Genomic DNA, 21,771 nt, shown 5'->3' with positions numbered 1-21,771 from the left:
CGCTTTCATAAAAAAATATAATGAGATTCCGTATATCCTATCTTTTCAGAGTGAAAATGTTTAGATATGGCGAGCAACTTTTATTGATTTGTCAAAGCATAAGGGGGAGAGAGCATGATTACATTACAACGTACACCGTTATTTGATGTATACGCGAAGTATGGTGGGAAAACAATCGACTTCGGTGGTTGGGAATTACCAGTTCAATTTTCAAGCATTAAAGAAGAACATGAAGCTGTACGTACAGCGGCAGGTTTGTTCGATGTGTCTCATATGGGAGAAGTTGAGGTAAAAGGTGTAGATAGTTTAGCATTTTTACAACGTGTTGTTACAAATGACGTTTCTACCTTAAAGGTAGGAGGCGCACAATATACAGCTATGTGCTACGAAAATGGTGGTACAGTAGATGATTTATTAATCTACAAACGTGGTGAAGAAGACTATTTATTAGTAATCAACGCATCAAATATCGAGAAAGATTACGAATGGTTAGCTAGCCATGTAATTGGCGATGCGAAAGTAGTCAATGTTTCTAGTGAAGTTGCACAGCTTGCAATTCAAGGACCAAAAGCAGAAGGCATTTTACAAAAAGTTGTGTCAGAAGATTTGAAAGAAATTAAGTTCTTTAAATTTAAAAACGATATTCTTGTAGATGGAATTCCAGCACTTGTATCTCGTACGGGTTACACAGGTGAAGATGGATTTGAAATTTACTGTAAGAGTGAAGATGCTGCAAAACTTTGGGAGAAACTTCTTGAAGTTGGAGCAGAAGAAGGCTTAAAAGCATGTGGTTTAGGTGCTCGTGATACACTTCGCTTCGAAGCAACATTACCACTGTATGGTCAAGAATTATCAAAAGATATTACACCGATTGAAGCTGGAATTGGCTTTGCGGTAAAACCAAATAAAGAAGCAGACTTCTTTGGAAAAGAAACGTTAAAAGAGCAAAAAGAAAACGGTGCGCCTCGTAAGTTAGTCGGCATCGAAGTAATCGAACGTGGAATTCCTCGTACACATTACCCTGTATTTATTGGAGAAGAAAAAATCGGGGAAGTAACGAGTGGTACACAATCTCCAACGTTAAAGAAAAGCATTGGTTTAGCACTAATTGATGTAAAATACGCAGCAGTTGATACAGAAGTAGAAATTGAAATTCGTAATAAACGCGTCAAAGCAGTAGTTGTTCCAACACCATTTTATAAACGTTCAAAGTAACGGGGAGAGGGGTAGATTTCATGTTGCATCGTTATCTTCCAATGACAGAAGAAGACAAAAAAGAAATGTTACAAACGATCGGCGTTCAAACGATCGATGAGTTATTCTCTGATATTCCAGAGAGTGTTCGTTTTAAAGGGGATTTAAAAATTAAAGAAGCAAAATCAGAGCCAGAGCTGTTAAAAGAGTTATCTCAAATGGCTAGTAAAAATGCTAACTTAAAAGAATACGCTTCTTTCTTAGGAGCAGGCGTATACGATCATTACGCTCCAGTAATTGTAGATCACGTTATCTCTCGCTCAGAATTTTATACAGCTTACACGCCATACCAACCAGAAATTTCACAAGGGGAATTACAAGCAATCTTTGAATTCCAAACAATGATTTGTGAATTAACAGGAATGGATGTAGCAAACTCTTCTATGTACGATGGAGGTACAGCTTTAGCTGAAGCGGCAATGCTAGCAGCTGGCCATACTCGTAAAAAGAAAATTCTTGTATCTAGCGCAGTTCATCCAGAATCAAGAGCAGTACTTGAAACGTATGCAAAAGGTCAACATCTTGAAGTTGTTGAAATTAATCATAAAGATGGTGTAACAGATTTAGACGTATTACAAAGTGAAGTAGATGATACAGTTGCTTGTGTAATCGTTCAATATCCAAACTTCTTCGGACAAGTTGAAAAATTGGCTGATATTGAAAAAATCGTTCATCAACAAAAATCATTATTTATCGTTTCTTCAAATCCATTATCATTAGGCGCATTAACACCACCAGGAAAATTTGGTGCGGATGTTGTAATCGGTGATGCACAACCATTTGGTATTCCAACGCAGTTTGGTGGACCACACTGTGGTTACTTTGCAACAACGAAAGCATTTATGCGTAAAATTCCAGGACGTCTTGTTGGACAAACTGTAGATTCAGATGGTAAACGTGGGTTTGTATTAACGTTACAAGCGCGTGAACAGCATATTCGCCGTGACAAAGCGACGTCTAACATTTGTTCAAACCAAGCGTTAAATGCATTAGCAGCATCAGTTGCAATGACGGCACTTGGTAAACAAGGTGTGAAAGAAATGGCACGTCAAAACATTTCTAAAGCACAATATGCAAAACGTCAATTTGAAGCGAAAGGCTTCGCTGTAACATTTGCTGGACCATTCTTCAATGAGTTTGTTGTAGATTGCAAGCGTCCAGTGAAAGAAGTAAACGATGCATTATTACAAAAGAATATTATCGGCGGTTACGACCTAGGCCGTGATTATAAAGAGCATGAAAACCATATGCTTGTAGCAGTAACTGAGCTTCGTACAAAAGAGGAAATTGACACACTTGTAAACGAAATGGGGGCTATCCAATGAAGAACCAAGACCAAGCACTTATCTTTGAAGTGAGTAAAGAAGGACGCATAGGATATAGCCTACCAAAATTAGATGTAGAAGAAGTGAAACTAGAAGATGTGTTTGAGAGCGATTATATTCGAGTAGAAGATGCAGAGCTACCAGAAGTATCTGAACTTGACATTATGCGCCACTATACAGCACTTTCAAACCGTAACCACGGTGTAGATTCTGGATTCTATCCACTTGGATCTTGTACGATGAAATATAATCCGAAAATTAATGAGAGTGTAGCTCGTTTTGCAGGATTTGCAAATATTCATCCGTTGCAAGATGAAAAGACAGTACAAGGTGCAATGGAATTAATGTACGACTTACAAGAGCATTTAATTGAAATTACAGGTATGGATACTGTTACATTACAACCAGCAGCTGGTGCACATGGAGAATGGACAGGCTTAATGTTAATTCGTGCATACCATGAAGCAAATGGTGACTTTAACCGTACGAAAGTAATTGTGCCTGACTCTGCTCACGGAACGAACCCAGCATCTGCAACTGTAGCTGGTTTTGAAACAATTACAGTAAAATCAAATGAAAATGGTCTTGTTGACTTAGAAGATTTAAAACGTGTTGTAAACGAAGAAACAGCAGCACTTATGTTAACAAATCCTAATACATTAGGTTTATTCGAAGAAAACATTTTAGAAATGGCAGAAATCGTCCATAATGCAGGCGGTAAATTATACTATGATGGTGCAAACTTAAATGCGGTATTAAGCCAAGCGCGCCCAGGAGATATGGGATTTGACGTTGTGCATTTAAACCTTCATAAAACATTTACAGGTCCTCACGGCGGCGGTGGCCCAGGTTCTGGTCCAGTAGGCGTGAAAGCTGATTTAATTCCGTACTTACCAAAACCAATTTTAGAGAAAACGGAAAATGGTTATCGCTTTAACTATGATCGTCCGGAAGCAATTGGGCGCGTAAAACCGTTCTATGGTAACTTCGGAATTAACGTTCGTGCATACACATACATTCGTTCTATGGGTCCAGATGGACTACGTGCAGTAACGGAGTATGCGGTATTAAACGCGAACTATATGATGAGAAGACTAGCACCATTCTATGATCTTCCATTCGATAGACATTGTAAGCATGAGTTTGTATTATCAGGTCGTCGTCAAAAGAAACTTGGTGTACGTACATTAGATATTGCAAAACGCCTGCTTGATTTCGGTTACCATCCACCAACAATTTACTTCCCATTAAATGTGGAAGAATGTATTATGATTGAGCCGACAGAAACAGAATCAAAAGAAACTTTAGACGGTTTCATTGATAAGATGATTCAAATTGCTAAAGAAGTAGAAGAAAATCCAGAAGTTGTACAAGAAGCACCTCATACAACAGTCATTAAACGTTTAGACGAAACGATGGCTGCACGTAAACCAGTTTTACGTTATGAAAAACCAGCTCCTGTACAAGTTTGATTAAAATAACAAAGGAAGAACTCGCTATATGCGGGTTCTTTTTTTTGTATAGAGAATTTGTTCCGCGATTTGCGGGCTGATAATCAATGGGGATGAACAAAAATCCCCAACTAATTAAAGTTTCACTTTATGCAGAAGTGATGAAGAAAATGTTACTATTTTATATTTTTTGTTTCATAATGGCGTAAAGAAGCAGTTTCATAGGTGATTTTGTTGAAAAAGTCGGTTTGATAAAAGTATTTATTTTTGTTAGAATTTTATTGAAATTAAGAAGATGTAATGAGATAGGAATGACTCATTTTTATGTATATGTGAAAAAACGAGCAATCTGGGGGTGAAAATGTGGGATATCGGTGTTATAGAATGATATACCATTTAGAAAACGGAAAAACGATTAAAGATATAAAAGAATTTTGTTATCGAGACCAGGGAAAAGTACTAGAAAGAGTAGCTCATCGTGTAATGGATAATAGAGAAGTGACGGCAATTGATAAGCAAGGAACGATCATTTCGATAGCATGTGAGGACATTGTAAAGGTGGAACTTGATTACATAACAGAAAGTTAACCTTGAGTCATATCGAATTATTCGATAAAATATACTGTTGAATGGTGAAGTGAGAAGAGAGGAGTTTATCATGGGTAGCACAAGACACTTTTATATGTTTATCTTAGCGTTTGTTCTTGTTGTCGCATTAACGATTTATTTAATTGTTGATAGCACTTGGTACAACACAGTTCATCCTGCGTTCCTTCTGTTTATGTATGTAGGAATTGCGGTAGTGAGTTTCGGAATGAGAGATGAGATGTTAGATCGCTTTGAAAAGTGATACATATACGAAAGACCAACAGGAAAATGTTGGTCTTTTTTTCTTGCCAAAAATAGGATGGTGTGTATATACTGTATATATAAGGTATATACAGTATATACACACACTGGAGGAAAACATGAATATTATTATTTCGAATTCTTCCCAAGACCCTATTTATGTGCAAATAAGAAAACAATTAAGCCAGCTTATTTTAAATGGTGGTTTAAAGGGTGGAGACCAATTACCGTCTATTCGTAGCTTAGCGAAGGAATTACAAATTAGTGTAATTACAACGAAGCGTGCGTACGAGGAGCTTGAAAAAGAAGGATATATAGAAACTGTTGCTGGGAAGGGGACTTATGTTTCACGTAAAAATAATGAACTACTAAAAGAACAGCGGCTACGTTTACTGGAAAGTAAAGCGGAAGAGATTGTGAATGAAAGTAAAGCGTTGCAGCTTTCACTTGAAGATTTACAGCAGATGATTGCGTGTTTATATGAGGGGGAATAAGAGATGTTAGAGCTAAAAAATGTTTGTAAAAGTTATCAAGATTTTGTAGTGAAAAATATAAGTTTTACGTTACCACGCGGATATATTATGGGATTTGTCGGACCGAATGGAGCCGGGAAAAGTACGACGATCAAAATGATTATGAATTTAATTCGAAAAGATAGCGGCGATATAAAAATTTTTGGCAAGGACAATAAGAAAGCCGAAAAAGAAATAAAACAAAATATCGGTTTTGTATATGATGAAAATCATTACTATGAAGATTTAACATGTGAACAAATGAAGCGTATTATTGCGCCGTTATATAAAAAGTGGGACGAAGAGCAGTATCAATCGTATATGCATAGATTGCAAGTTCCGAAGTATAAAAAAATTAAAGAACTATCAAAAGGGATGAAAATGAAATTTGCGATTGCCATCGCACTTTCGCACCACGCGGAATTTATTATTATGGACGAACCAACAGCAGGATTAGATCCAGTTGTTCGAAGTGAATTACTTGATATGTTACAAGAAATTGTAATGGAAGATAAAGTATCTGTATTATTCTCAACTCATATTACAACAGACTTAGAGCGTATCGCAGATTATATTACGTTCATCAACGATGGAGAAATTATATTTACTGGTGAAAAAGACGAACTAATGGAGAACTACGTAGTCGTAAAAGGAAGTAACGATTTATTAGACCGAGAAGGAAAAGAACTATTTGTGGGATTACGAAAAAATAAATTTGGTTTTGAAGGTTTAGCGAAGGATAAACAAGCAATTGTCAATTGGTTTGGAAATGAGGTTGTACTAGAAAAGCCTACATTAGATGATATCATCGTTTACACCGCGAAAGGGAGAGGTGCCTATGCGTCAGCTCGTATATAAAGATTTGTTCTTTTTTCGAGGGATATGGCCAGTATATCTTACTATACCCTTTATATTCTTTTTATTTGAAAACGGTGATGGAATGCTGTTTCCTATGAGTTGTTTATTTGTAACGCTTTCCTCAGTTACGATATTAATCGTAATAGATGAACGAAATACAAGTGACATTATTATGAATAGTTTACCGTTAAGCAGAAAGGATATCATAATTGCTAGATATATTTCCAGTGCAATATTTATTGTGGGTGGCATGTTCTCTACTTTATTGCTTATTTTCCTTATAAGAGGTATCGCTGTTATTGGTGATATCGGTGCACCTATATACATTGAAATTCCATGGTATGGAGTAGTAAATGGGCTTTTTTACGCCGTGTTTTTAGTTGTCACCTTTTTCCCTAGTTATTATGCTATAAAATCGAATGTAGTAAGAAGTCTAGTATCAGCAGCATCAATAGGAGTCGGGGGGATACTTTGGATATTTATTAGTGATGGGCTGAATGAAACAACACCTTCATTCCTAGAGTGGATTATGAATCCTGTGCATATTGGTGTATTTATAGTTGGATTCATTGCATTAGTCAGTATTTATATCGCTTCTATGTTTCTTACAATTAAAATTTATGAAGCACGTGATTTGTAGAAGAGGCTCTTTTCATACCAGGAGGTGTAATACATGATCAAACAACTAGTTTTAAAAGATATGATGTTGCAAAGAAAGGTAGGGGTTGTTGGTTTTATATGCTTGCTTTTCCTAGCAATTGTTGATTTCGGTAGCGACACTTTTCTGTTGAAGCTTAGTATAACTATACCTATCCTTGGAACAATATGGTCGACGAGTTATGAGGCTAGGAATAAGAGTGAAAAGATATTAAATAGTTTACCGTTTAATCGTACAGACATTGTCATAGCAAAATACATATTTGTAAGCATTTTAGTTCTTTTAGGTGTGGTTTTCTCACTTTTAGTTGGTCTAATTCAGTTGCAAAATGAACATATAACTGGATTTATGCTGTGGGGAGCGATTCTTGGCGGAATAACGGGAGGATTGGTTTATATCATGATCGTACTTCCAATTGAATTTTCGGTAGAATATAGCAGTTCGAAACAGGCCGCTTATTTTATGGGAGTTATAATTGGGGGATTAAGTGGAGTGATTGTAAGTAGTGTATGGTTAGATGTTGAGAATGCTTGGAGCACGAGTTTAGTCGTAAATATTTGTTTTATAGCAGTGCTGCTTCTTTTATATGTTATGTCTATGTTACTCTCAATTAATTTGTATAGTGAGCGTGATTTGTAAGGGGGAGGAGAATAGTTTTGGAACAACTAATTTTAAAAGATTTTATTATTCAGTGGAAGTTTTTAATGTGGTACATATTATACCCTATTCTCTTTTATATGGCCTTAAAAGATACGGGAAATGTATTCGTAATTATGTCGGTCATTTTTACAGTTATGGCGACGATCAAAACGTTTGAAGCCGATGGTAAAAATGAGAGTGAAGTAATAGTAAATAGTTTACCAATATTGAAAAAAGAAATTGTATTTGCCAAATATGTCGTATCGATTATTATTATTTTCATAAGTGTATCAATTGGTTGTTTTACGATGGTAATGAAAAATGGAACTAATATATTTGAATTTATTGAAACGACAGTGTTTACTAGTATTAGCTTCATTTTAGTATATTTAAGTTTTGTTCTACCGATAGCGTTTTGGCTAGGGTATAAAAAAACTATTTTTATTACGATAGTAATATTCATGGCACCGATTGTTATTTTAGAAACTTTGTTTGAAATCAACCTAGAACAAATTCAACTATATAACAGCATGTTATTCATTAGTTCAATATGCATGTTCATAATATCTATCTTCGTTTCAGTGAAATTGTATGAGAAGAGAGAATTTTAGAAGGTGCCTTATGTAAGGCACCTTCTTCAATAACGACAATATGAAAGTAAGAGTTTATAAACAGAGAGGCTATTCGGTACAACATCTTTCGGAGTATGTAATATAAAGCTGAAAATGATAACGAGAATGAGAAAGAAGAAAAATAAAAATAGGATCTGCTTATGTATAGAGTTTTGCATATTATCCACTCCTTTTTTAGGTAGTATGTCCAAAAGAAAGGAGTGTATGAAAAATGTTAGGGGGAGAATGATGAATAAAAGAAAATGGTTATATAGAATAGGGATATTTTTATTTTCAATTGGTCTCATATTAGCAAATTTCTATTCAGATATACCATCACCATTTCCTAATTTGCATAAAGGGATTGGTATCAGTATTGTCATAGTTGGTCTTCTTTGTCTTATCACATCAAACTTCTACAGAAATTCCGAATGGATATAAAAAAGGACAGTTACTCTTTTTCTGAAGTACTGTCCTTTTTAAATAATGTATTCCATAGTTTGGCGATACTCCATATAATGACGATTGTAATGGAGGCAATAATAGACCAAGCAATAGATGCAATTTCAAGTGCCATGTTAGGAAGAAATGTAAGAATGGATACGACTCTATGAAACAACCATTCTATTATATGAAAACTGATTTGCAGTAGAATGACAATCCCGAGTGTAATCCATGCTAACATTTGTTTTCCTTTTTCTTTCCACATGACATTCACCTCACGTTAGCTTAATAGTTTTAAGCCAACAGCGCCGCATAGAATGCAGCTTAAGAAGGCAAGTCGACGCCAATCCGCTGATTCACGGAAAATAAGAATACCTAGAAGTGCACTTCCGGCAGTTCCGATTCCAGTCCAAATCGCGTAAGCAGTTCCCATCGGTAATGTGTCCATCGCAAGAGATAAGAAGAAGAAGCTTACGCCGAAGTTAGCGATTAAAATAACTTTTGGTGCCCAGCCTTTCTTTTCAGTGGCTACTTTCATAAAGAGTACACCAATAATTTCACAAATACCAGCTAGAATTAAAAATACCCAAGCCATTTTATGCGGCCTCCTTCGCTTCTTTTTCTTCTGTTACTCGTTTTAGCCCAATTACTCCGAAGAAGATTAAACCGATTAATAAAACTTTTACAATAGAGAAAGGTTCTCCGAAGATGAAAATCTCTGTCAGAACGATCCCACCAGCTCCAATTCCTGTAAAGACTGCATATACAGTGCCGACAGGTAAATCTTTATAAGCTTTAAATAATAAAACGAAACTAATTGTAATTAATAATGCAACACCAGCCCATTCAAGTGGTGCCTCCGCGTGTTTTAGTCCAATGACCCAAAAGATTTCAATAATACCAGCTATGATTACATAAATCCATGCCATATGTCATTTCTCCTTCCTACCAGTCGTTAGGTAAAGGGCTTAAAAACGACGCATTGCAAAGGAGCAATCCGTCAGTTTGAAAGGCCTCGCCAAAATACTTGCCAAGAGGCGTTTAAACGAGTCTCAAAGCGATTTAAACCTGCAAATAGTAGCTCAACCATAAGTCCGTCTAGTAAGCATAGAAAAGCTTCTAGAGCGTCTTCTACTTCAATGTTATGCAGTTCACTTTGCTCGTTTGCACGTTTAAATATAGGGAATAAAAGTTTTCCGACGTTCTCAATGTGTGTATTCGCTTTTTCGATAATTTGTTCGCGAAATGCATCGGGCGGAAAATAGGAAGTTCGTAACCAAAACATTGATTCTTCACTTTCACCAAATCGTTTTGCGTAGCCCTTTAGTAACTGTAAGAGCGATTCTTCAGTAGACGAATTTGAAAAATTTTCGATATCGTCTGTGAAGCTCTGTAAATCTTTTTGAAGAGCGGATTCTAAGCATATAAAATATAGCTCTTCTTTTCCTTTAAAGTGTGCGTAAATCGATGGTTTTTTAATCCCAACTTCTTGAGCAATATTTGCTAATGAAGTTCCTTCATAGCCGTAGCGTGCGAAATGAGAAAGTGCTACAGCTTTAATGCGGTTTGCTGTCATTTTCATCCCCTACCTACCGTTCGTTAGGTTCATTATATGAGATGGAAAATATAAAGTCAATAGGGGAAGAGCTGAAAAAGAGCGCAATAGGTAACGCTCTTTTTAGACAGTATCTCGCTCAATTAAATGGAATGAAAGCTCTTTTGCGTTCCCAACAATTTGCTCGCTCTGGATTTGTTTATGGAATAAAGAAAAAGCATGTGAGCCCATTGCGAGACCAGGATGCTCAATAGTTGAAATTTCTAGCGCCTTTGAAATTTCATGATTATCAAATCCGAGGATAGCGAGATCTTCAGGGACTCGAATGCCATGTTTTCGCGCCTCTGTTAATAAACCAGCTGCAACTTGATCGTTCGCTGTAAAAATAGCGGTTGGACGATTTTTCATATTTAAAATACGATGGAGTATTTGTGCACCGTCTTGCATTGTATAGCATTGATGAAAAATCCAATCAGGATGTGCCGTTTTACCTGCGTTCCGAAGTGTATCTGCGAATGCTTTTTCGCGCTCTATAGAATTTGCACTCGTTTTTCTTGCTAAACATATCCCGATTTTCTCATGCCCTTTACTGAGTAAATAGGCAGTGCCGAGACGGAAGCCTTCGTAATGATCTACATAGATAGATGAAATGAGGGGGTGGTTCATTTTTTCGCATGAAATAATAGGGGCAAATTTGGCGAAAGGTTCAATTTGTTCCCATGAACTCGTTTGAGAGCAAATAATCATTCCGTCGAATTGTTTCATTTTCATCATTTCAAGAACGCGAATTTCTTCAATGCTATCGTAATTCGTTTGGCATAAATTAATGTGATATCCAGCTGCTAACGCTTCGTTTCCAATTCCTTCAATAATGGTACTAAAGTAAGGAACATTAATGAAAGGGAGCATAACCCCGATCGTATAGGTTTTTCCCTTTATTAAATGAATAGCATTGATATTTTTGGCATAGTTCAATTCTTCAACAGCATCTAGAACACGCTTACGTTTTTCTTCTTTTACGTAAGGGTGATTATTAAGGACGCGGGAAACAGTTGATATGGATACACCAGCGGTTTTTGCAATTTGTTTTATATTGGCCATATGTATCACCTCTTTCCACTATTATAAAGGGAAAATAATAAGAATGAAAAAATCTTGACCTGAAAAGCTTTTCACAAACTATGTTATAAACATGACTTCTGTTATTCGCGTAACCTTTTCATTTGGGCGTGAGAATGATGGGGGTCTTTTTTGCGTCTATAAAAGAGATTTTGTCAAAATGTGTGAGAATAACGTGGAAAGTTTTCAAAGGGGGAGTTTGTTAATGAAGCGAATATGAATAGCATATAAACGCTTCATTCGTAAAGATAGCGGTATGAAGAAAGGGCGGAAACAAATTGAAAAAAAGAATCATTTGTTTCGTGTTTTCTAGTCTAGTGCTAAGTTCATGTTCGTTTCAGCAAACGATGCAAGAAGAGAAAAACTTTGTGGGAACAACAGGGGGAGCTATGGATCGTGTTACGGATCCAATTCCGCTGAAGGAGCTTCCAAAATATTTTCCAGTGAAATTTAAAGTTCCGGCGTTTTTACCGTATGACATTACGAGTGATGTGAAGGGGGAAGTCAGAACGATTGGAAAAAAGAACACTGTTTTGATGATTAAATATAAACAGCGGGAGTCGGGGAGAAATGAGTATATTGAGTTAAATGTTGCGAACTTTCCTTATAGTTTTCCGGATCTCGTGGAAGAGAAGCGATTTCAAGAACAAATGAAATTGAATAATGGAGCACTCGCTTATTTTAAAAATAAGGATGATACTGAGCGAGGAGACGAATTTGCTACGCTTATCTGGAAAGAGAAAGGACTTGAATATCAGATTTTGTATCGTAATGCACAAGAGAATGATAAAAATGTAATTAAGCAAAATTTATTATACATTGCGAATAATATGGAATGAAAAAACTAGCTGAATTATTCAGCTAGTTTTTGTATGTTATTATTTCTTTTTAATTTTTCCAGTCCACGTTTTGAATCCACCTTGTAATTGGTAGAAATCTTTGTAGCCTTGTTTCTTTAAGTATTGAGCCGCACGACCAGTACGGAATCCGCTTTGGCAGTATAAGTAAACTGGTTGATCTTTACGAAGTTCTTTATGACGAAGGCGAATTTGTGATAACGGAATGTTACGTGCGCCTAAAATATGCCCTGCAGTATATTCGTCTGCTTCGCGAATATCGATAAGCTGTGCTTTACGGTAGCCAGCGCGAAACTCTTCTTCTGAAAGTGTTTTAATTAATTTTTTCTGATAGAAATACATCCATACAGTGTAACCGATGAACGCTACGATTACGGCTAATAAAATAATCCAAGTTGTTGACACGGTTCTATCGCTCCCTTTTTTCTTATCCTACTTTCAATATTATAATGCCCGTATGTATTTATGCAACAGATTCATTTGCATATAAGAAGAAATTTCGTATTCTTTCACAAATTTTGTCGAATTTGGTAGACTAGAGAATGTGAAAAATAATTGGTTATATGAGGTGCAGGATGGGAAAAGAAAAATGGTGTTATATTAACTCTGGTCAATGTTCACCGGCATTTAATATGGCGTTAGATGAATGTTTATTAAATTGGCAAAGTGAAAAGAAAATGCCACCAACCATTCGTTTTTATGAATGGGAAGTACCAACATTAACAGTTGGGTATTTCCAGCGTGTTGAAAAAGATATTAATATGGATGTAGTTAACGAAAAGCAATATGGATTCGTTCGTCGTCAAACAGGCGGCAGGGGTGTACTACATGATAAAGAATTAACGTACAGTGTTATTGTGTCTGAAGATCATCCAAATATGCCAAAAACAGTTACAGAAGCGTATCGTATTATTTCGCAAGGTTTATTAGACGGTTTTAAGGCATTAGGATTAGAAGCGTATTATGCAGTTCCAAAAACGGAAGCAGACCGTGAAAATTTAAAAAATCCACGTTCAGGCGTATGCTTTGATGCACCGTCTTGGTATGAAATTGTAGTAGAAGGAAGAAAAATCGCAGGTAGTGCTCAAACACGTCAAAAAGGTGTGATTTTACAGCACGGATCGATTCCGTTAGAAATAGATTTAGATGAATTATATGATCTGTTTTTATTCCCGAATGAACGTGTAAAAGAACGTATGAAGAGTATGTTCTCTTCTAAAGCGGTAGCAATTAATGAATTAACAGACCGTACGTTTACAATCGAGCAGTTAATTAAAGCGTTTGAGGTTGGGTTTGAAAAAGGATTAGATGTAGAGCTTGTTCCGTATGAATTAACAGAAGAACAGTTACATGAAGTGCAAACATTAGCAAAAGAGAAGTATGAAAGTAAGGAATGGAATTATAAAAAATAAGAGGTGGCAATTGCCACCTCTTATTTTTTATAGTAAATTAAGTACTTTTTCTACTTTGATTCCTTTATCTTGTAAAGAACGAAGGCGATTTACAACGTCCATAATTTCTTTGTCGAATGTAACGCTAATACCTTGGCTTTGTAGTTCTTGTTTTAAGCTTTCAATAGAATCATCTATGTCGATGCCAAGCTCGTAATCTTGACAAACTTCAATTGTCTTTTTCACGAGTTTCACATAATTTTCTTGTAGTTTTGTATTTGTTTCAGTCAAAGCAGGGTGCTTCGGTTTTGCAGGCGCAACCGGTGCTGTCTCTTGCTTTGTAACTGGAGTTGGTACTGCTTTTTTCACAGGTGCTGGAGTAGATAATTCCACAGCTGCTTCTACACTTACTGGCTTCGGCGTTGGTACCGGAGTAGGTTTAGGTGCTACAGGTGTTTCTACTCGCGTAACAGGTTTTGGAGCAGGTGTAACTGCTTTTGGAGCTTCTACAACTACTTCTTTTTTCGGAGTAGGTTCTACAACTGTTTCTTCTTGCTCAGCAGCTTCTTTATTTTCTTTGCTCCACATAACGCGCTCAACTTCTAGAGAAACATTATTTTTGTTCATCGCTGTTAATGTAACTTTACCAACTTCAGCGTTCCCAGTGAAATCAACAATTTTATAAATAACACTCTTGTTCCAATCCACGTTTCCGCTCAAAAATAATTCTTCGTTACATTTCGGCGTTAAGCCCTCGATTTTAATTTCTGCGTTTACACCGTTTTCACTATATACCATAATTAGCGAAGCATTTACATCTTCGTCTGCTAACATTAGTTCACGTACCATTTTGCCGGTGCGTACTTGCGTTTTCTTCTTAACTGACATCTAATTTCTCCTCTCAAAAATTCAGTAATAATAAAAAAATCGTATAACGAAAAATAATTGCTCACGAAGATTTATGATACCGATAATAAAAGCATCACGTCAACAATTAACTTTAATTATTTTGCATTTTTCTTATTTTCTTTATGAAATTTTTCAATTTGTAAAATTAGACAGAAGAAAAACAGCCTTTTGAAAGGCTGCTAAAAATTTGATTTTTTATATAGTAATTTATATAAAACAAAAAATAAGATAGCAATTAAGGCATTTTGCCAAAAGGTTAGATGATAAAGGAAATAAGGTTGCTTTCTAAAATAAATATTTACAAATATAGCTGAACAAAATGGAGTAGCAAAAGCGAGTCCGAATAGAATTCGTCCTTTCCAATTTATCTTTTTATTAAAAGAGTAACGCTTTAATAAATGTAATATAAGCAGTATTCCTAGAATAATGAGTGAAACAGACAAAGTAGTTCCAGGGATGCTAAAAGGTGGGCTTGTTATATCGGTATTTTTTTCAAACAGGAAAATGAAAAGAGAAGCAAGGGCATCCATTCCAAACTGTATAGCAAGAAGTAAGCTAATAACAAAACCGATTAAAGAAGTTTTTTCTAATTTTGTTTGGGCTGGTAAAGCTGATATAAGTTCATCGCAGTAAGATTGTAAATCATTTCCGAAAATGTCGTAAGCATTTTTATTTTCTGTTTGTGCTTCGATAAGGTGGTCTAATATTTCTAACAAAAGTTCTTCCACTTGATGTTCGGGTACATTAGATAACCGAAGGTATACTAACATATCGCCATAAGCAGTTTCGTTTTCGGAAGTTAAAAGCTCACGTTTTTTATTATTCAACTCAATCATGTCTTGTGCATTCATCCCTATCACTCCCCTTGTAATAAGTTGTTTACGGTTGTTGAAACCATTCCCCAGCTTTGTTTAAATTCTTCAAGCTGTTCTAATCCTTTTTCGGTTACGTGATAATATTTACGTTTTGGACCGAGTGAGGAGGCTTTTAATGTTCCTTCAATCAACTTTTCTTTTTGCATACGTAACAATAACGGATATATGCTTCCTTCGCTTACGAATGTAAATCCGTGTTTATTTAATTTTGTACTCAGTTCATATCCGTACACTTCTTCTTGTGAAATGATGTATAGGATGCAACCTTCGAGCACACCTTTTAACATTTGGCTGTGCATGATTTCACCACCTTTTATTCAGGTAACTTGCGTTGCAAGGTAGCTGATATCCAAATTATAGCATCCAGTAACTTGCAACGCAAGTTACTGACGTGGAAAACTTTTATGAGTTTTAATTTTTCAACATTCCCCATACTAACGAGAGGAGGGAAACGTATGAAACCATTTATGCCAAAACTCGTTTATTTTGAACCGAAGGCACTTGAATATCCGCTTGGAAAAGAGCTGTATGAGAAGTTTACGAAGATGGGATTAGAAATTCGTGAAACGACATCTCATAATCAAATTAGAAATTTGCCAGGTGAAAATGATTTGCAAAAGTATCGTACTGCAAAGGCAACGCTTGTCGTTGGGGTTAGGAAGACATTAAAGTTTGATACGTCAAAACCGTCAGCTGAATATGCAATCCCGCTTGCAACAGGGTGTATGGGGCATTGTCATTATTGTTATTTGCAAACGACACTTGGGAGTAAGCCTTACGTTCGCGTGTATGTTAATCTTGATGAAATATTTGAGAAGGCAAAGCAATATATGGATGAAAGAACACCTGAAATAACAAGATTTGAAGCGGCTTGTACATCAGATATCGTTGGGATTGATCATTTAACACATGCATTAAAGCGGGCGATTGAATTCATTGGAGAAAGTGAGCACGGGCGTTTACGTTTCGTTACGAAATATTCGCACGTTGATCATTTATTAGATGCAAAACATAATGGGAAAACTCGTTTTCGCTTCAGTATTAATTCACGGTATGTGATTAAAAATTTTGAGCCGGGGACATCACCGTTTGAAGAGCGTATTGAGGCGGCACGTAAAGTAGCAGGCGCGGGTTATCCACTTGGCTTTATAGTTGCGCCACTTTATATGCATGAAGGATGGGAAGAAGGATACCGTGAACTATTTGAGCGACTGTACAATGCGCTAAAAGATTTGTCGATACCGAATTTAACGTTTGAATTAATTCAACATCGCTTTACAAAACCGGCAAAAAAGGTCATTCAAGAGCGTTATCCTAATTCGAAACTTGAAATGGATGAAGAGAAGCGTAAATATAAATGGGGACGATACGGAATCGGGAAATACGTATATAAAAAAGATGATGCGGAAGTATTAGAAGAAACAATAAGAGGTTATATACATGAGTTTTTTCCTGATGCAGAAATACAATACTTTACTTAAGAAGAGTCTGTATACAAATACAGATTCTTTTTTGTTTTATATATTTAAGCTTGTTTTCAACTTGTCACGTTATTCTTTCTGGTGTATCATTTTATTGATTGCTTCGTACGGAATGAGCAAAATGAAATTGGATGGAGGAAACCGATGCCTACCCCTAGTATGGAAGATTATATTGAACAAATTTATTTGTTGATTGATGAAAAGGGTTATGCCCGCGTATCTGATATTGCTGAAGCGCTGAGTGTACATCCATCCTCTGTAACAAAAATGGTGCAAAAATTAGACAAAGATGAATATCTAATTTATGAAAAATATAGAGGGCTTGTATTAACATCAAAAGGTAAAAAAATCGGAGAACGTCTCGTATACCGTCATGACTTGCTAGAGCAATTTATGCGTATTATCGGTTTGGATGAAAGCAAGATTTACAATGATGTAGAAGGAATTGAACATCATTTAAGTTGGGAAGCAATTGACCGCATCGGTGATTTAGTGCAATACTTTGAACAAGATGAGGTTCGAGTGGAAACACTTCGTGGTGTTCAAAAAGCAAATGAAGAGAAAAGTAATTAAGGGGAACGTATGTCGTTTCCTTTTTTATTTCAATCGAAAAGGATGGGAGAATTATGAAAGCAATTATTTTTGATTTTGATGGATTAATTGTGGACACAGAAACAATATGGTTTCACTCTTTCAGAGACGCCGTTCGTGAGTATGGCGGGGAGTTACCTTTAGAGGAATTTGCAAAATGTATTGGAACGACAGATGATGTACTATATGCATATTTAAATGAGCAATTAAAAGAGAAATTTAATAAGCATACATTAAAAGAAAAAGTGAAAACTTTACATAAAGAGAAAATGAAAATACCAGAAGCTCGTGACGGGGTAAAAGAATATTTAGAGGAAGCGAAAGAAATGGGATTGAAAATCGCATTAGCTTCCAGTTCATCTAGAGAATGGATTATTCCTTTTTTGGAAGAGCTACAAATTCGAGATTATTTTGAAGTCATTAAAACGAGAGACGATGTTGAAAAGGTAAAACCGGATCCAGCACTTTATCGAATTGCGATAGAAGATTTAGGGATTGATCCGTCTGAAGCTGTTGTATTTGAAGATTCGTTAAACGGATTGAAGGCAGCAATTGCAGCAGGATTAAAGTGTGTCGTAGTACCTAATGATGTGACACGGAACTTACCCTTTGAAAATCATCACCTTCGAATTGAAAGTATGAAAGATAAAAGTTTGAAAGAAGTACTGCAAAATATAAAAAAAGACCGTATTTCCTAAAAGGAAGCACGGTCTTTCTTTTTTGTTTTTTTACCTTCAATGACAGTTAAATGAGATTGTTTTCTTTTTCGCTTCAAAGTGGAAGGAGTGCCTTTTTTTCCTTTTTCATTAGAAGCGTTTGATTTAAATAATGAATTGCTTAGGGGTGCTACATTTTGTTTCCCATGTTTGCGGTTCGATTGTTTTGCAGCACGCTTATAAGAGCTTTGCGAATTTGCAGAACCACTAGAGTTTGTAAACATTTTGTAGAGTAAATAAAAGATACCAACGACAGCCAACATGATACCAATATTTCTTAACACTCCCATTGGGTCTGTAATGACAGATGAAACAAGGCCGAATATTGCTAATCCGATAATAAGCACAAATATAGCGAAAGTAAACGAACGACCGTTCATAAGGGACACCTCCTAAAAACATATATTAAAAATAGTATATTAACGATGAGGAAAGGAGTTGAACACCATTTTTAAATAATTATTGTTTGTTTTCTAAACGTAATAATTCTTCAAACGATGCAATGGCTACTTCCACTTGATCATCTGTTGGTTCTTTCGTTGTTAACAGTTGCAGCCATAATCCGGGATATCCAAGTATGCGTAATACTGGAATATCGCGTAATCGATTTGTAAATTGTAACACTTCGAAAGAAATGCCGAGAACGACTGGAATTAATAAAATTCGGTTTACGACTCTGGCCCAAAGTGGATCTGTAGGGACAAGGAAATAAACAAACATTCCAATAATGACTGTAAATATAATAAAGCTACTGCCACAGCGATAATGAAGGCGAGTTTGTTTTTGTACATTTTCCACAGTCATTGGAAGGTTATTCTCATAGGCATTAATTACTTTATGCTCCGCACCATGGTACTGAAATACCCGCTTAATAAGTGGGGTTAAAGAAATAAAGTATATATAGCTCAATAATAGCATGAGCTTAATGACACTTTCGACAATGATTTGCCCTGTATGAGAGGGGAAAATCGGTCTCGTTAATTCAGCTAGTAGTGCAGGAACTGCTGTGAAAATGACTTTACCAAATATGAAAGATAAAACACCAACTGCTGCAACTCCTAATACCATCGTTAATTTCGATTGTTCTTCTTTGTTATTTGCAATTTGTTCGTCTTCTTCTGGGTGAACATCAAATCGTTCTGAAGCAAAGTTTAAATGTTTTGCTCCGTTCGCACTTGCATCCACAATAGCGGCAATACCTCGTAAAAATGGAATTTTCTTCAGCATAGATAATGCTTTATTACGAACGCGTGGTAATCGATAAAATTCAATCGATTTATCTTTACGACGAACCGCTGTAACAGTATATTCTCTACCGCCAAACATAACTCCTTCTATGACTGCTTGCCCGCCATATATTTGTTTTGACTCTTCTGCCATGTTAACACCAACCTGTATTTGTTTCTCTCTTATGTAGAAAAAGAGGCAATTGTCATACTGGGTTCTGTCATTTTGAAATAAGACAATCACCGAGTTTCCTTTATTTTATCGACAAATACAAGTATATGACAAGGAAAAATGTTACGAGAGTCGGACATTTCTTATTCTTTTTATAGACAAATTTCGCAGTATTTAAACATGGTTCAAAATAGTTTCGGGCATACTATTGAGCGGAGGTGTCGATGTGAGTCAAGAACAATTAGGAACAAGAAATTTTGTACAAATTGGTTTATTTGGTGGAATCTTTTGGGGAGGGATATGGTATTTCCTTCATATATTTTCATTTACGGAAGCGGGACCGAACTATTTACTTTTACCATTTGCCTTTGGAAGCTGGAAAGAAGGGGTATGGGGCAATGTGTCAGGAATTGTTTGTATGGGACTACTTTCGATTTTAATTGCCTTTTTGTATAAAGCGTTTTTGGCAAAGTTTGAAGGAATTCTTCCAGGGATGATTTATGGCCTATTTTGGTGGGCGTTACTATTTTTCGGAATGGGGTTAATAGCGCCTGCTATTAAAAGCGCACTTCATTTACCGAAAGAAACAATTGTGACGACGATATGCATTTTTATATTGTATGGTGTGTTTATAGCATACTCTGTTTCCTACGCAGTAAATACCAATAAAGCTGAGCGAGAAGGAGAAGAGAAGACGAACTATTCAAATAAGTAACTCCTATGTTAAAATGTTGTATAGATATTTAATATTAAGGAGTTTTAAGCATATGAAAAAGGTACTCCTCGTAAACGGTCCTAACCTAAATCGCCTCGGTGTCAGGGAGGTAAATGTATATGGTAAGGGCACGCTAGCGACACTTGAAGCAGACATGAAGCAAGAAGCAGAAACGATGGGAGTGGAGTTAGAATGTTTCCAATCGAATCATGAAGGTGCGATTATCGATCGTATTCATGAGGCGGAAGATATATATGAAGGGATCATTTTAAATCCTGGAGCATTTACGCATTATAGCTATGCGATTCGAGATGCGATTGCGAGCATTTCGATTCCTGTTATTGAAGTACATATTTCTAACATTCACCAGCGTGAGTCGTTCCGTCATGAATCTGTGACGGCAGCTGTTTGTGCGGGACAAATTGTTGGATTTGGTTTTTATGGCTATAAGTTAGCGTTATTTGCAGTAATGGAGAAATTGAGGGAGGCATAAAGTAATGGGGAAAATCGAAAGAGTAAGAAGTGCATTTGATGAGGCTGGTATTGACGGTATTTTGTTAACAAATGAACATAGTCGTAGATATATGGCTAACTTCACAGGAACAGCTGGTGTTGTACTGATTTCGAAAAATCGTGCTCAATTTATTACAGATTTCCGTTATGTAGAGCAGGCTAGTAAACAAGCAGTTGGATACGAGATTGTACAGCATGCAGGATTAATCATTGATGAAGTTGCAAAGCAAGTGAAGGAACTAGGAATTCAAAAGCTTGGCTTTGAGCAAGATACTCTTACATATAGTTCTTATTCAGCGCATAAAGAAGCGATCGATGCTGAATTTATCCCAACTTCTGGGCTTGTAGAAAAGTTACGCTTGATAAAGACTGATTCAGAGATTAAGATATTAAAGGAAGCTGCACAGATTGCAGATGCTGCCTTTGAACATATTCTATCATTCATTCGTCCGGGAGTATCTGAAATTGAAGTGTCAAATGAACTTGAATTTTTCATGAGAAAACAAGGAGCAACATCTTCTTCGTTTGATATTATCGTTGCTTCAGGTCTTCGTTCGGCATTACCGCACGGCGTGGCATCTGAAAAAGTGATAGAAACAGGAGATTTCGTTACATTAGACTTCGGCGCTTATTACAAAGGATATTGCTCTGATATTACTCGTACGATTGCAGTTGGTGAACCATCTGATAAATTGAAAGAAATTTATAATATCGTTTTAGAAGCACAACTATGTGGTGTGAACGGTATTAAAGCTGGTTTAACAGGCCGTGAAGCGGATGCGTTAACGCGCGATTACATAACGGAAAAAGGATATGGTGAATACTTCGGACACTCTACTGGTCATGGAATCGGTCTTGAAATCCATGAAGCACCAGGTTTAGCGTTCCGTTCTGATACAGTTCTTGAACCAGGTATGGCTGTAACAGTAGAACCAGGTATTTATATTCCAGGTATTGGCGGCGTACGTATTGAAGATGATATCATTGTAACAAGTGAAGGTAATGAAGTAATTACGAAATCACCAAAAGAACTTATTATTTTGTAATATA

At 36.2% G+C, this 21,771-nt stretch carries 30 protein-coding genes; 19 read left to right on the top strand and 11 right to left on the bottom strand.

Features of this window, described 5'->3' with window-relative positions; all coding sequences use genetic code 11:
• Window positions 1-114 precede the first annotated feature (114 nt).
• The 11 genes from gcvT (at window position 115) to FOT98_RS04550 (ending at window position 8,598) form a co-directional block, all read left to right on the top strand.
• Entirely contained in the window at window positions 115-1,215 is a 1,101-nt protein-coding gene (gcvT, locus tag FOT98_RS04600) for a glycine cleavage system aminomethyltransferase GcvT (RefSeq protein ID WP_000631760.1), read from the top strand.
• 20 nt (window positions 1,216-1,235) lie between these two features.
• Complete coding sequence (gene gcvPA / locus FOT98_RS04595; protein ID WP_063260821.1) at window positions 1,236-2,579, top strand: aminomethyl-transferring glycine dehydrogenase subunit 1; 1,344 nt, start codon at window positions 1,236-1,238, stop codon at window positions 2,577-2,579.
• Window positions 2,576-4,051, top strand: coding sequence for an aminomethyl-transferring glycine dehydrogenase subunit 2 (gene gcvPB / locus FOT98_RS04590; RefSeq protein WP_063260822.1), 1,476 nt, complete (start codon window positions 2,576-2,578; stop codon window positions 4,049-4,051). The genes gcvPA and gcvPB overlap by 4 nt, the downstream gene beginning before the upstream one ends.
• Window positions 4,052-4,414: 363 nt before the next feature.
• Window positions 4,415-4,618: a DUF3929 family protein gene (locus FOT98_RS04585; protein WP_061677400.1), complete on the top strand. Its 204-nt coding sequence runs from the start codon at window positions 4,415-4,417 to the stop codon at window positions 4,616-4,618.
• Between the two features lie 70 nt (window positions 4,619-4,688).
• A complete protein-coding gene (locus FOT98_RS04580; protein ID WP_000535935.1) occupies window positions 4,689-4,880 on the top strand; it encodes a hypothetical protein in 192 nt (63 codons plus the stop codon).
• A 118-nt stretch (window positions 4,881-4,998) separates the two neighbouring features.
• On the top strand, window positions 4,999-5,373 hold the full coding sequence (locus FOT98_RS04575) for a GntR family transcriptional regulator (RefSeq protein ID WP_001021351.1): 375 nt from the start codon (window positions 4,999-5,001) through the stop codon (window positions 5,371-5,373).
• A gap of 3 nt (window positions 5,374-5,376) precedes the next feature.
• Window positions 5,377-6,249, top strand: a complete 873-nt coding sequence (locus tag FOT98_RS04570; protein WP_063260824.1) for an ABC transporter ATP-binding protein — start codon at window positions 5,377-5,379, stop codon at window positions 6,247-6,249.
• A complete protein-coding gene (locus FOT98_RS04565) occupies window positions 6,230-6,889 on the top strand; it encodes an ABC-2 transporter permease (RefSeq protein ID WP_063260825.1) in 660 nt (219 codons plus the stop codon). Before FOT98_RS04570 ends, FOT98_RS04565 begins: the two co-directional genes overlap by 20 nt.
• 33 nt (window positions 6,890-6,922) lie before the next feature.
• Complete coding sequence (locus tag FOT98_RS04560) at window positions 6,923-7,546, top strand: ABC-2 transporter permease (protein WP_063260826.1); 624 nt, start codon at window positions 6,923-6,925, stop codon at window positions 7,544-7,546.
• A 17-nt stretch (window positions 7,547-7,563) separates the two neighbouring features.
• Complete coding sequence (locus FOT98_RS04555; RefSeq protein ID WP_063260827.1) at window positions 7,564-8,157, top strand: ABC-2 transporter permease; 594 nt, start codon at window positions 7,564-7,566, stop codon at window positions 8,155-8,157.
• A 246-nt stretch (window positions 8,158-8,403) separates the two neighbouring features.
• Window positions 8,404-8,598 carry a hypothetical protein gene (locus FOT98_RS04550; protein ID WP_080467575.1) on the top strand — a complete coding sequence of 65 codons (195 nt, stop codon included), beginning with the start codon at window positions 8,404-8,406 and terminating at the stop codon, window positions 8,596-8,598.
• A gap of 10 nt (window positions 8,599-8,608) precedes the next feature.
• On the opposite strand, the gene FOT98_RS04545 is transcribed toward FOT98_RS04550, so the two are convergent.
• The 5 genes from FOT98_RS04545 to FOT98_RS04525 form a co-directional block, all read right to left on the bottom strand.
• Window positions 8,609-8,866 (bottom strand): DUF3975 family protein, encoded by a 258-nt coding sequence (locus FOT98_RS04545; RefSeq protein WP_063260829.1) that lies wholly within the window; start codon window positions 8,864-8,866, stop codon window positions 8,609-8,611.
• Window positions 8,867-8,881: 15 nt separating this feature from the next.
• Window positions 8,882-9,196 carry a DMT family transporter gene (locus FOT98_RS04540; RefSeq protein ID WP_000312621.1) on the bottom strand — a complete coding sequence of 105 codons (315 nt, stop codon included), beginning with the start codon at window positions 9,194-9,196 and terminating at the stop codon, window positions 8,882-8,884.
• A 1-nt stretch (window position 9,197) separates the two neighbouring features.
• Entirely contained in the window at window positions 9,198-9,530 is a 333-nt protein-coding gene (locus tag FOT98_RS04535; protein ID WP_061677420.1) for a DMT family transporter, read from the bottom strand.
• A 71-nt stretch (window positions 9,531-9,601) separates the two neighbouring features.
• Window positions 9,602-10,183 (bottom strand): TetR/AcrR family transcriptional regulator, encoded by a 582-nt coding sequence (locus tag FOT98_RS04530; protein WP_002073006.1) that lies wholly within the window; start codon window positions 10,181-10,183, stop codon window positions 9,602-9,604.
• Between the two features lie 96 nt (window positions 10,184-10,279).
• Complete coding sequence (locus FOT98_RS04525) at window positions 10,280-11,257, bottom strand: LacI family DNA-binding transcriptional regulator (RefSeq protein WP_063260830.1); 978 nt, start codon at window positions 11,255-11,257, stop codon at window positions 10,280-10,282.
• 320 nt (window positions 11,258-11,577) lie between these two features.
• Between FOT98_RS04525 and FOT98_RS04520 the strand changes: the two genes are divergently transcribed.
• Window positions 11,578-12,114 carry a hypothetical protein gene (locus FOT98_RS04520; protein WP_063260913.1) on the top strand — a complete coding sequence of 179 codons (537 nt, stop codon included), beginning with the start codon at window positions 11,578-11,580 and terminating at the stop codon, window positions 12,112-12,114.
• 39 nt (window positions 12,115-12,153) lie between these two features.
• Here the strand turns inward: FOT98_RS04520 and FOT98_RS04515 are convergent, their stop codons facing one another.
• The gene (locus tag FOT98_RS04515) at window positions 12,154-12,537 is read right to left on the bottom strand and encodes a rhodanese-like domain-containing protein (RefSeq protein WP_048531103.1); all 384 of its coding nucleotides are present in this window, start codon (window positions 12,535-12,537) and stop codon (window positions 12,154-12,156) included.
• A 170-nt stretch (window positions 12,538-12,707) separates the two neighbouring features.
• On the opposite strand from FOT98_RS04515, the gene FOT98_RS04510 reads away from it, so the two are divergent.
• Window positions 12,708-13,544: a lipoate--protein ligase family protein gene (locus FOT98_RS04510; protein ID WP_063260831.1), complete on the top strand. Its 837-nt coding sequence runs from the start codon at window positions 12,708-12,710 to the stop codon at window positions 13,542-13,544.
• 27 nt (window positions 13,545-13,571) lie between these two features.
• On the opposite strand, the gene FOT98_RS04505 is transcribed toward FOT98_RS04510, so the two are convergent.
• The 3 genes from FOT98_RS04505 to FOT98_RS04495 all read right to left on the bottom strand — a co-directional run bounded on the left by FOT98_RS04505 (window position 13,572) and on the right by FOT98_RS04495 (window position 15,606).
• Window positions 13,572-14,411, bottom strand: coding sequence for a hypothetical protein (locus tag FOT98_RS04505; RefSeq protein ID WP_061677424.1), 840 nt, complete (start codon window positions 14,409-14,411; stop codon window positions 13,572-13,574).
• 200 nt (window positions 14,412-14,611) lie between these two features.
• Window positions 14,612-15,283, bottom strand: a complete 672-nt coding sequence (locus tag FOT98_RS04500; protein ID WP_061677426.1) for a DUF1129 domain-containing protein — start codon at window positions 15,281-15,283, stop codon at window positions 14,612-14,614.
• Window positions 15,284-15,288: 5 nt separating this feature from the next.
• Window positions 15,289-15,606, bottom strand: coding sequence for a PadR family transcriptional regulator (locus FOT98_RS04495; RefSeq protein WP_061677431.1), 318 nt, complete (start codon window positions 15,604-15,606; stop codon window positions 15,289-15,291).
• A gap of 156 nt (window positions 15,607-15,762) precedes the next feature.
• Here FOT98_RS04495 and splB point away from each other — a divergent pair, with 156 nt between their 5' ends.
• The 3 genes from splB (at window position 15,763) to FOT98_RS04480 (ending at window position 18,077) form a co-directional block, all read left to right on the top strand.
• The gene (gene splB, locus FOT98_RS04490; protein ID WP_063260832.1) at window positions 15,763-16,788 is read left to right on the top strand and encodes a spore photoproduct lyase; all 1,026 of its coding nucleotides are present in this window, start codon (window positions 15,763-15,765) and stop codon (window positions 16,786-16,788) included.
• A gap of 144 nt (window positions 16,789-16,932) precedes the next feature.
• The gene (mntR, locus tag FOT98_RS04485; RefSeq protein ID WP_001143071.1) at window positions 16,933-17,361 is read left to right on the top strand and encodes a transcriptional regulator MntR; all 429 of its coding nucleotides are present in this window, start codon (window positions 16,933-16,935) and stop codon (window positions 17,359-17,361) included.
• A gap of 53 nt (window positions 17,362-17,414) precedes the next feature.
• Window positions 17,415-18,077, top strand: a complete 663-nt coding sequence (locus FOT98_RS04480) for an HAD family hydrolase (RefSeq protein ID WP_063260833.1) — start codon at window positions 17,415-17,417, stop codon at window positions 18,075-18,077.
• Here the strand turns inward: FOT98_RS04480 and FOT98_RS04475 are convergent.
• Together FOT98_RS04475 and FOT98_RS04470 are read right to left on the bottom strand one after the other, a co-directional pair.
• The gene (locus FOT98_RS04475; protein WP_061677439.1) at window positions 18,074-18,475 is read right to left on the bottom strand and encodes an SA1362 family protein; all 402 of its coding nucleotides are present in this window, start codon (window positions 18,473-18,475) and stop codon (window positions 18,074-18,076) included. The genes FOT98_RS04480 and FOT98_RS04475 overlap by 4 nt on opposite strands.
• Window positions 18,476-18,554: 79 nt before the next feature.
• Entirely contained in the window at window positions 18,555-19,475 is a 921-nt protein-coding gene (locus FOT98_RS04470; protein ID WP_000807118.1) for a DUF1385 domain-containing protein, read from the bottom strand.
• 244 nt (window positions 19,476-19,719) lie between these two features.
• On the opposite strand from FOT98_RS04470, the gene FOT98_RS04465 reads away from it, so the two are divergent.
• Genes FOT98_RS04465 through pepQ form a run of 3 tightly spaced genes read left to right on the top strand, consistent with a single transcriptional unit; the run spans window position 19,720 to window position 21,767 of the window.
• Complete coding sequence (locus FOT98_RS04465) at window positions 19,720-20,208, top strand: YqhR family membrane protein (RefSeq protein WP_061677441.1); 489 nt, start codon at window positions 19,720-19,722, stop codon at window positions 20,206-20,208.
• A gap of 52 nt (window positions 20,209-20,260) precedes the next feature.
• Window positions 20,261-20,701 carry a type II 3-dehydroquinate dehydratase gene (aroQ, locus tag FOT98_RS04460; RefSeq protein WP_061677443.1) on the top strand — a complete coding sequence of 147 codons (441 nt, stop codon included), beginning with the start codon at window positions 20,261-20,263 and terminating at the stop codon, window positions 20,699-20,701.
• 4 nt (window positions 20,702-20,705) lie between these two features.
• Window positions 20,706-21,767, top strand: coding sequence for a Xaa-Pro dipeptidase (pepQ, locus tag FOT98_RS04455; protein ID WP_061677445.1), 1,062 nt, complete (start codon window positions 20,706-20,708; stop codon window positions 21,765-21,767).
• The last annotated feature ends 4 nt before the right edge of the window (window positions 21,768-21,771 follow it).

Source organism: Bacillus sp. HY001 (assembly GCF_007558965.1).
Classification (GTDB): Bacteria; Bacillota; Bacilli; order Bacillales; family Bacillaceae_G; genus Bacillus_A; species Bacillus_A mobilis.
Note: the sequence above shows the minus strand (reverse complement) of the source record. Positions and strands in the feature narration are given on the sequence as shown.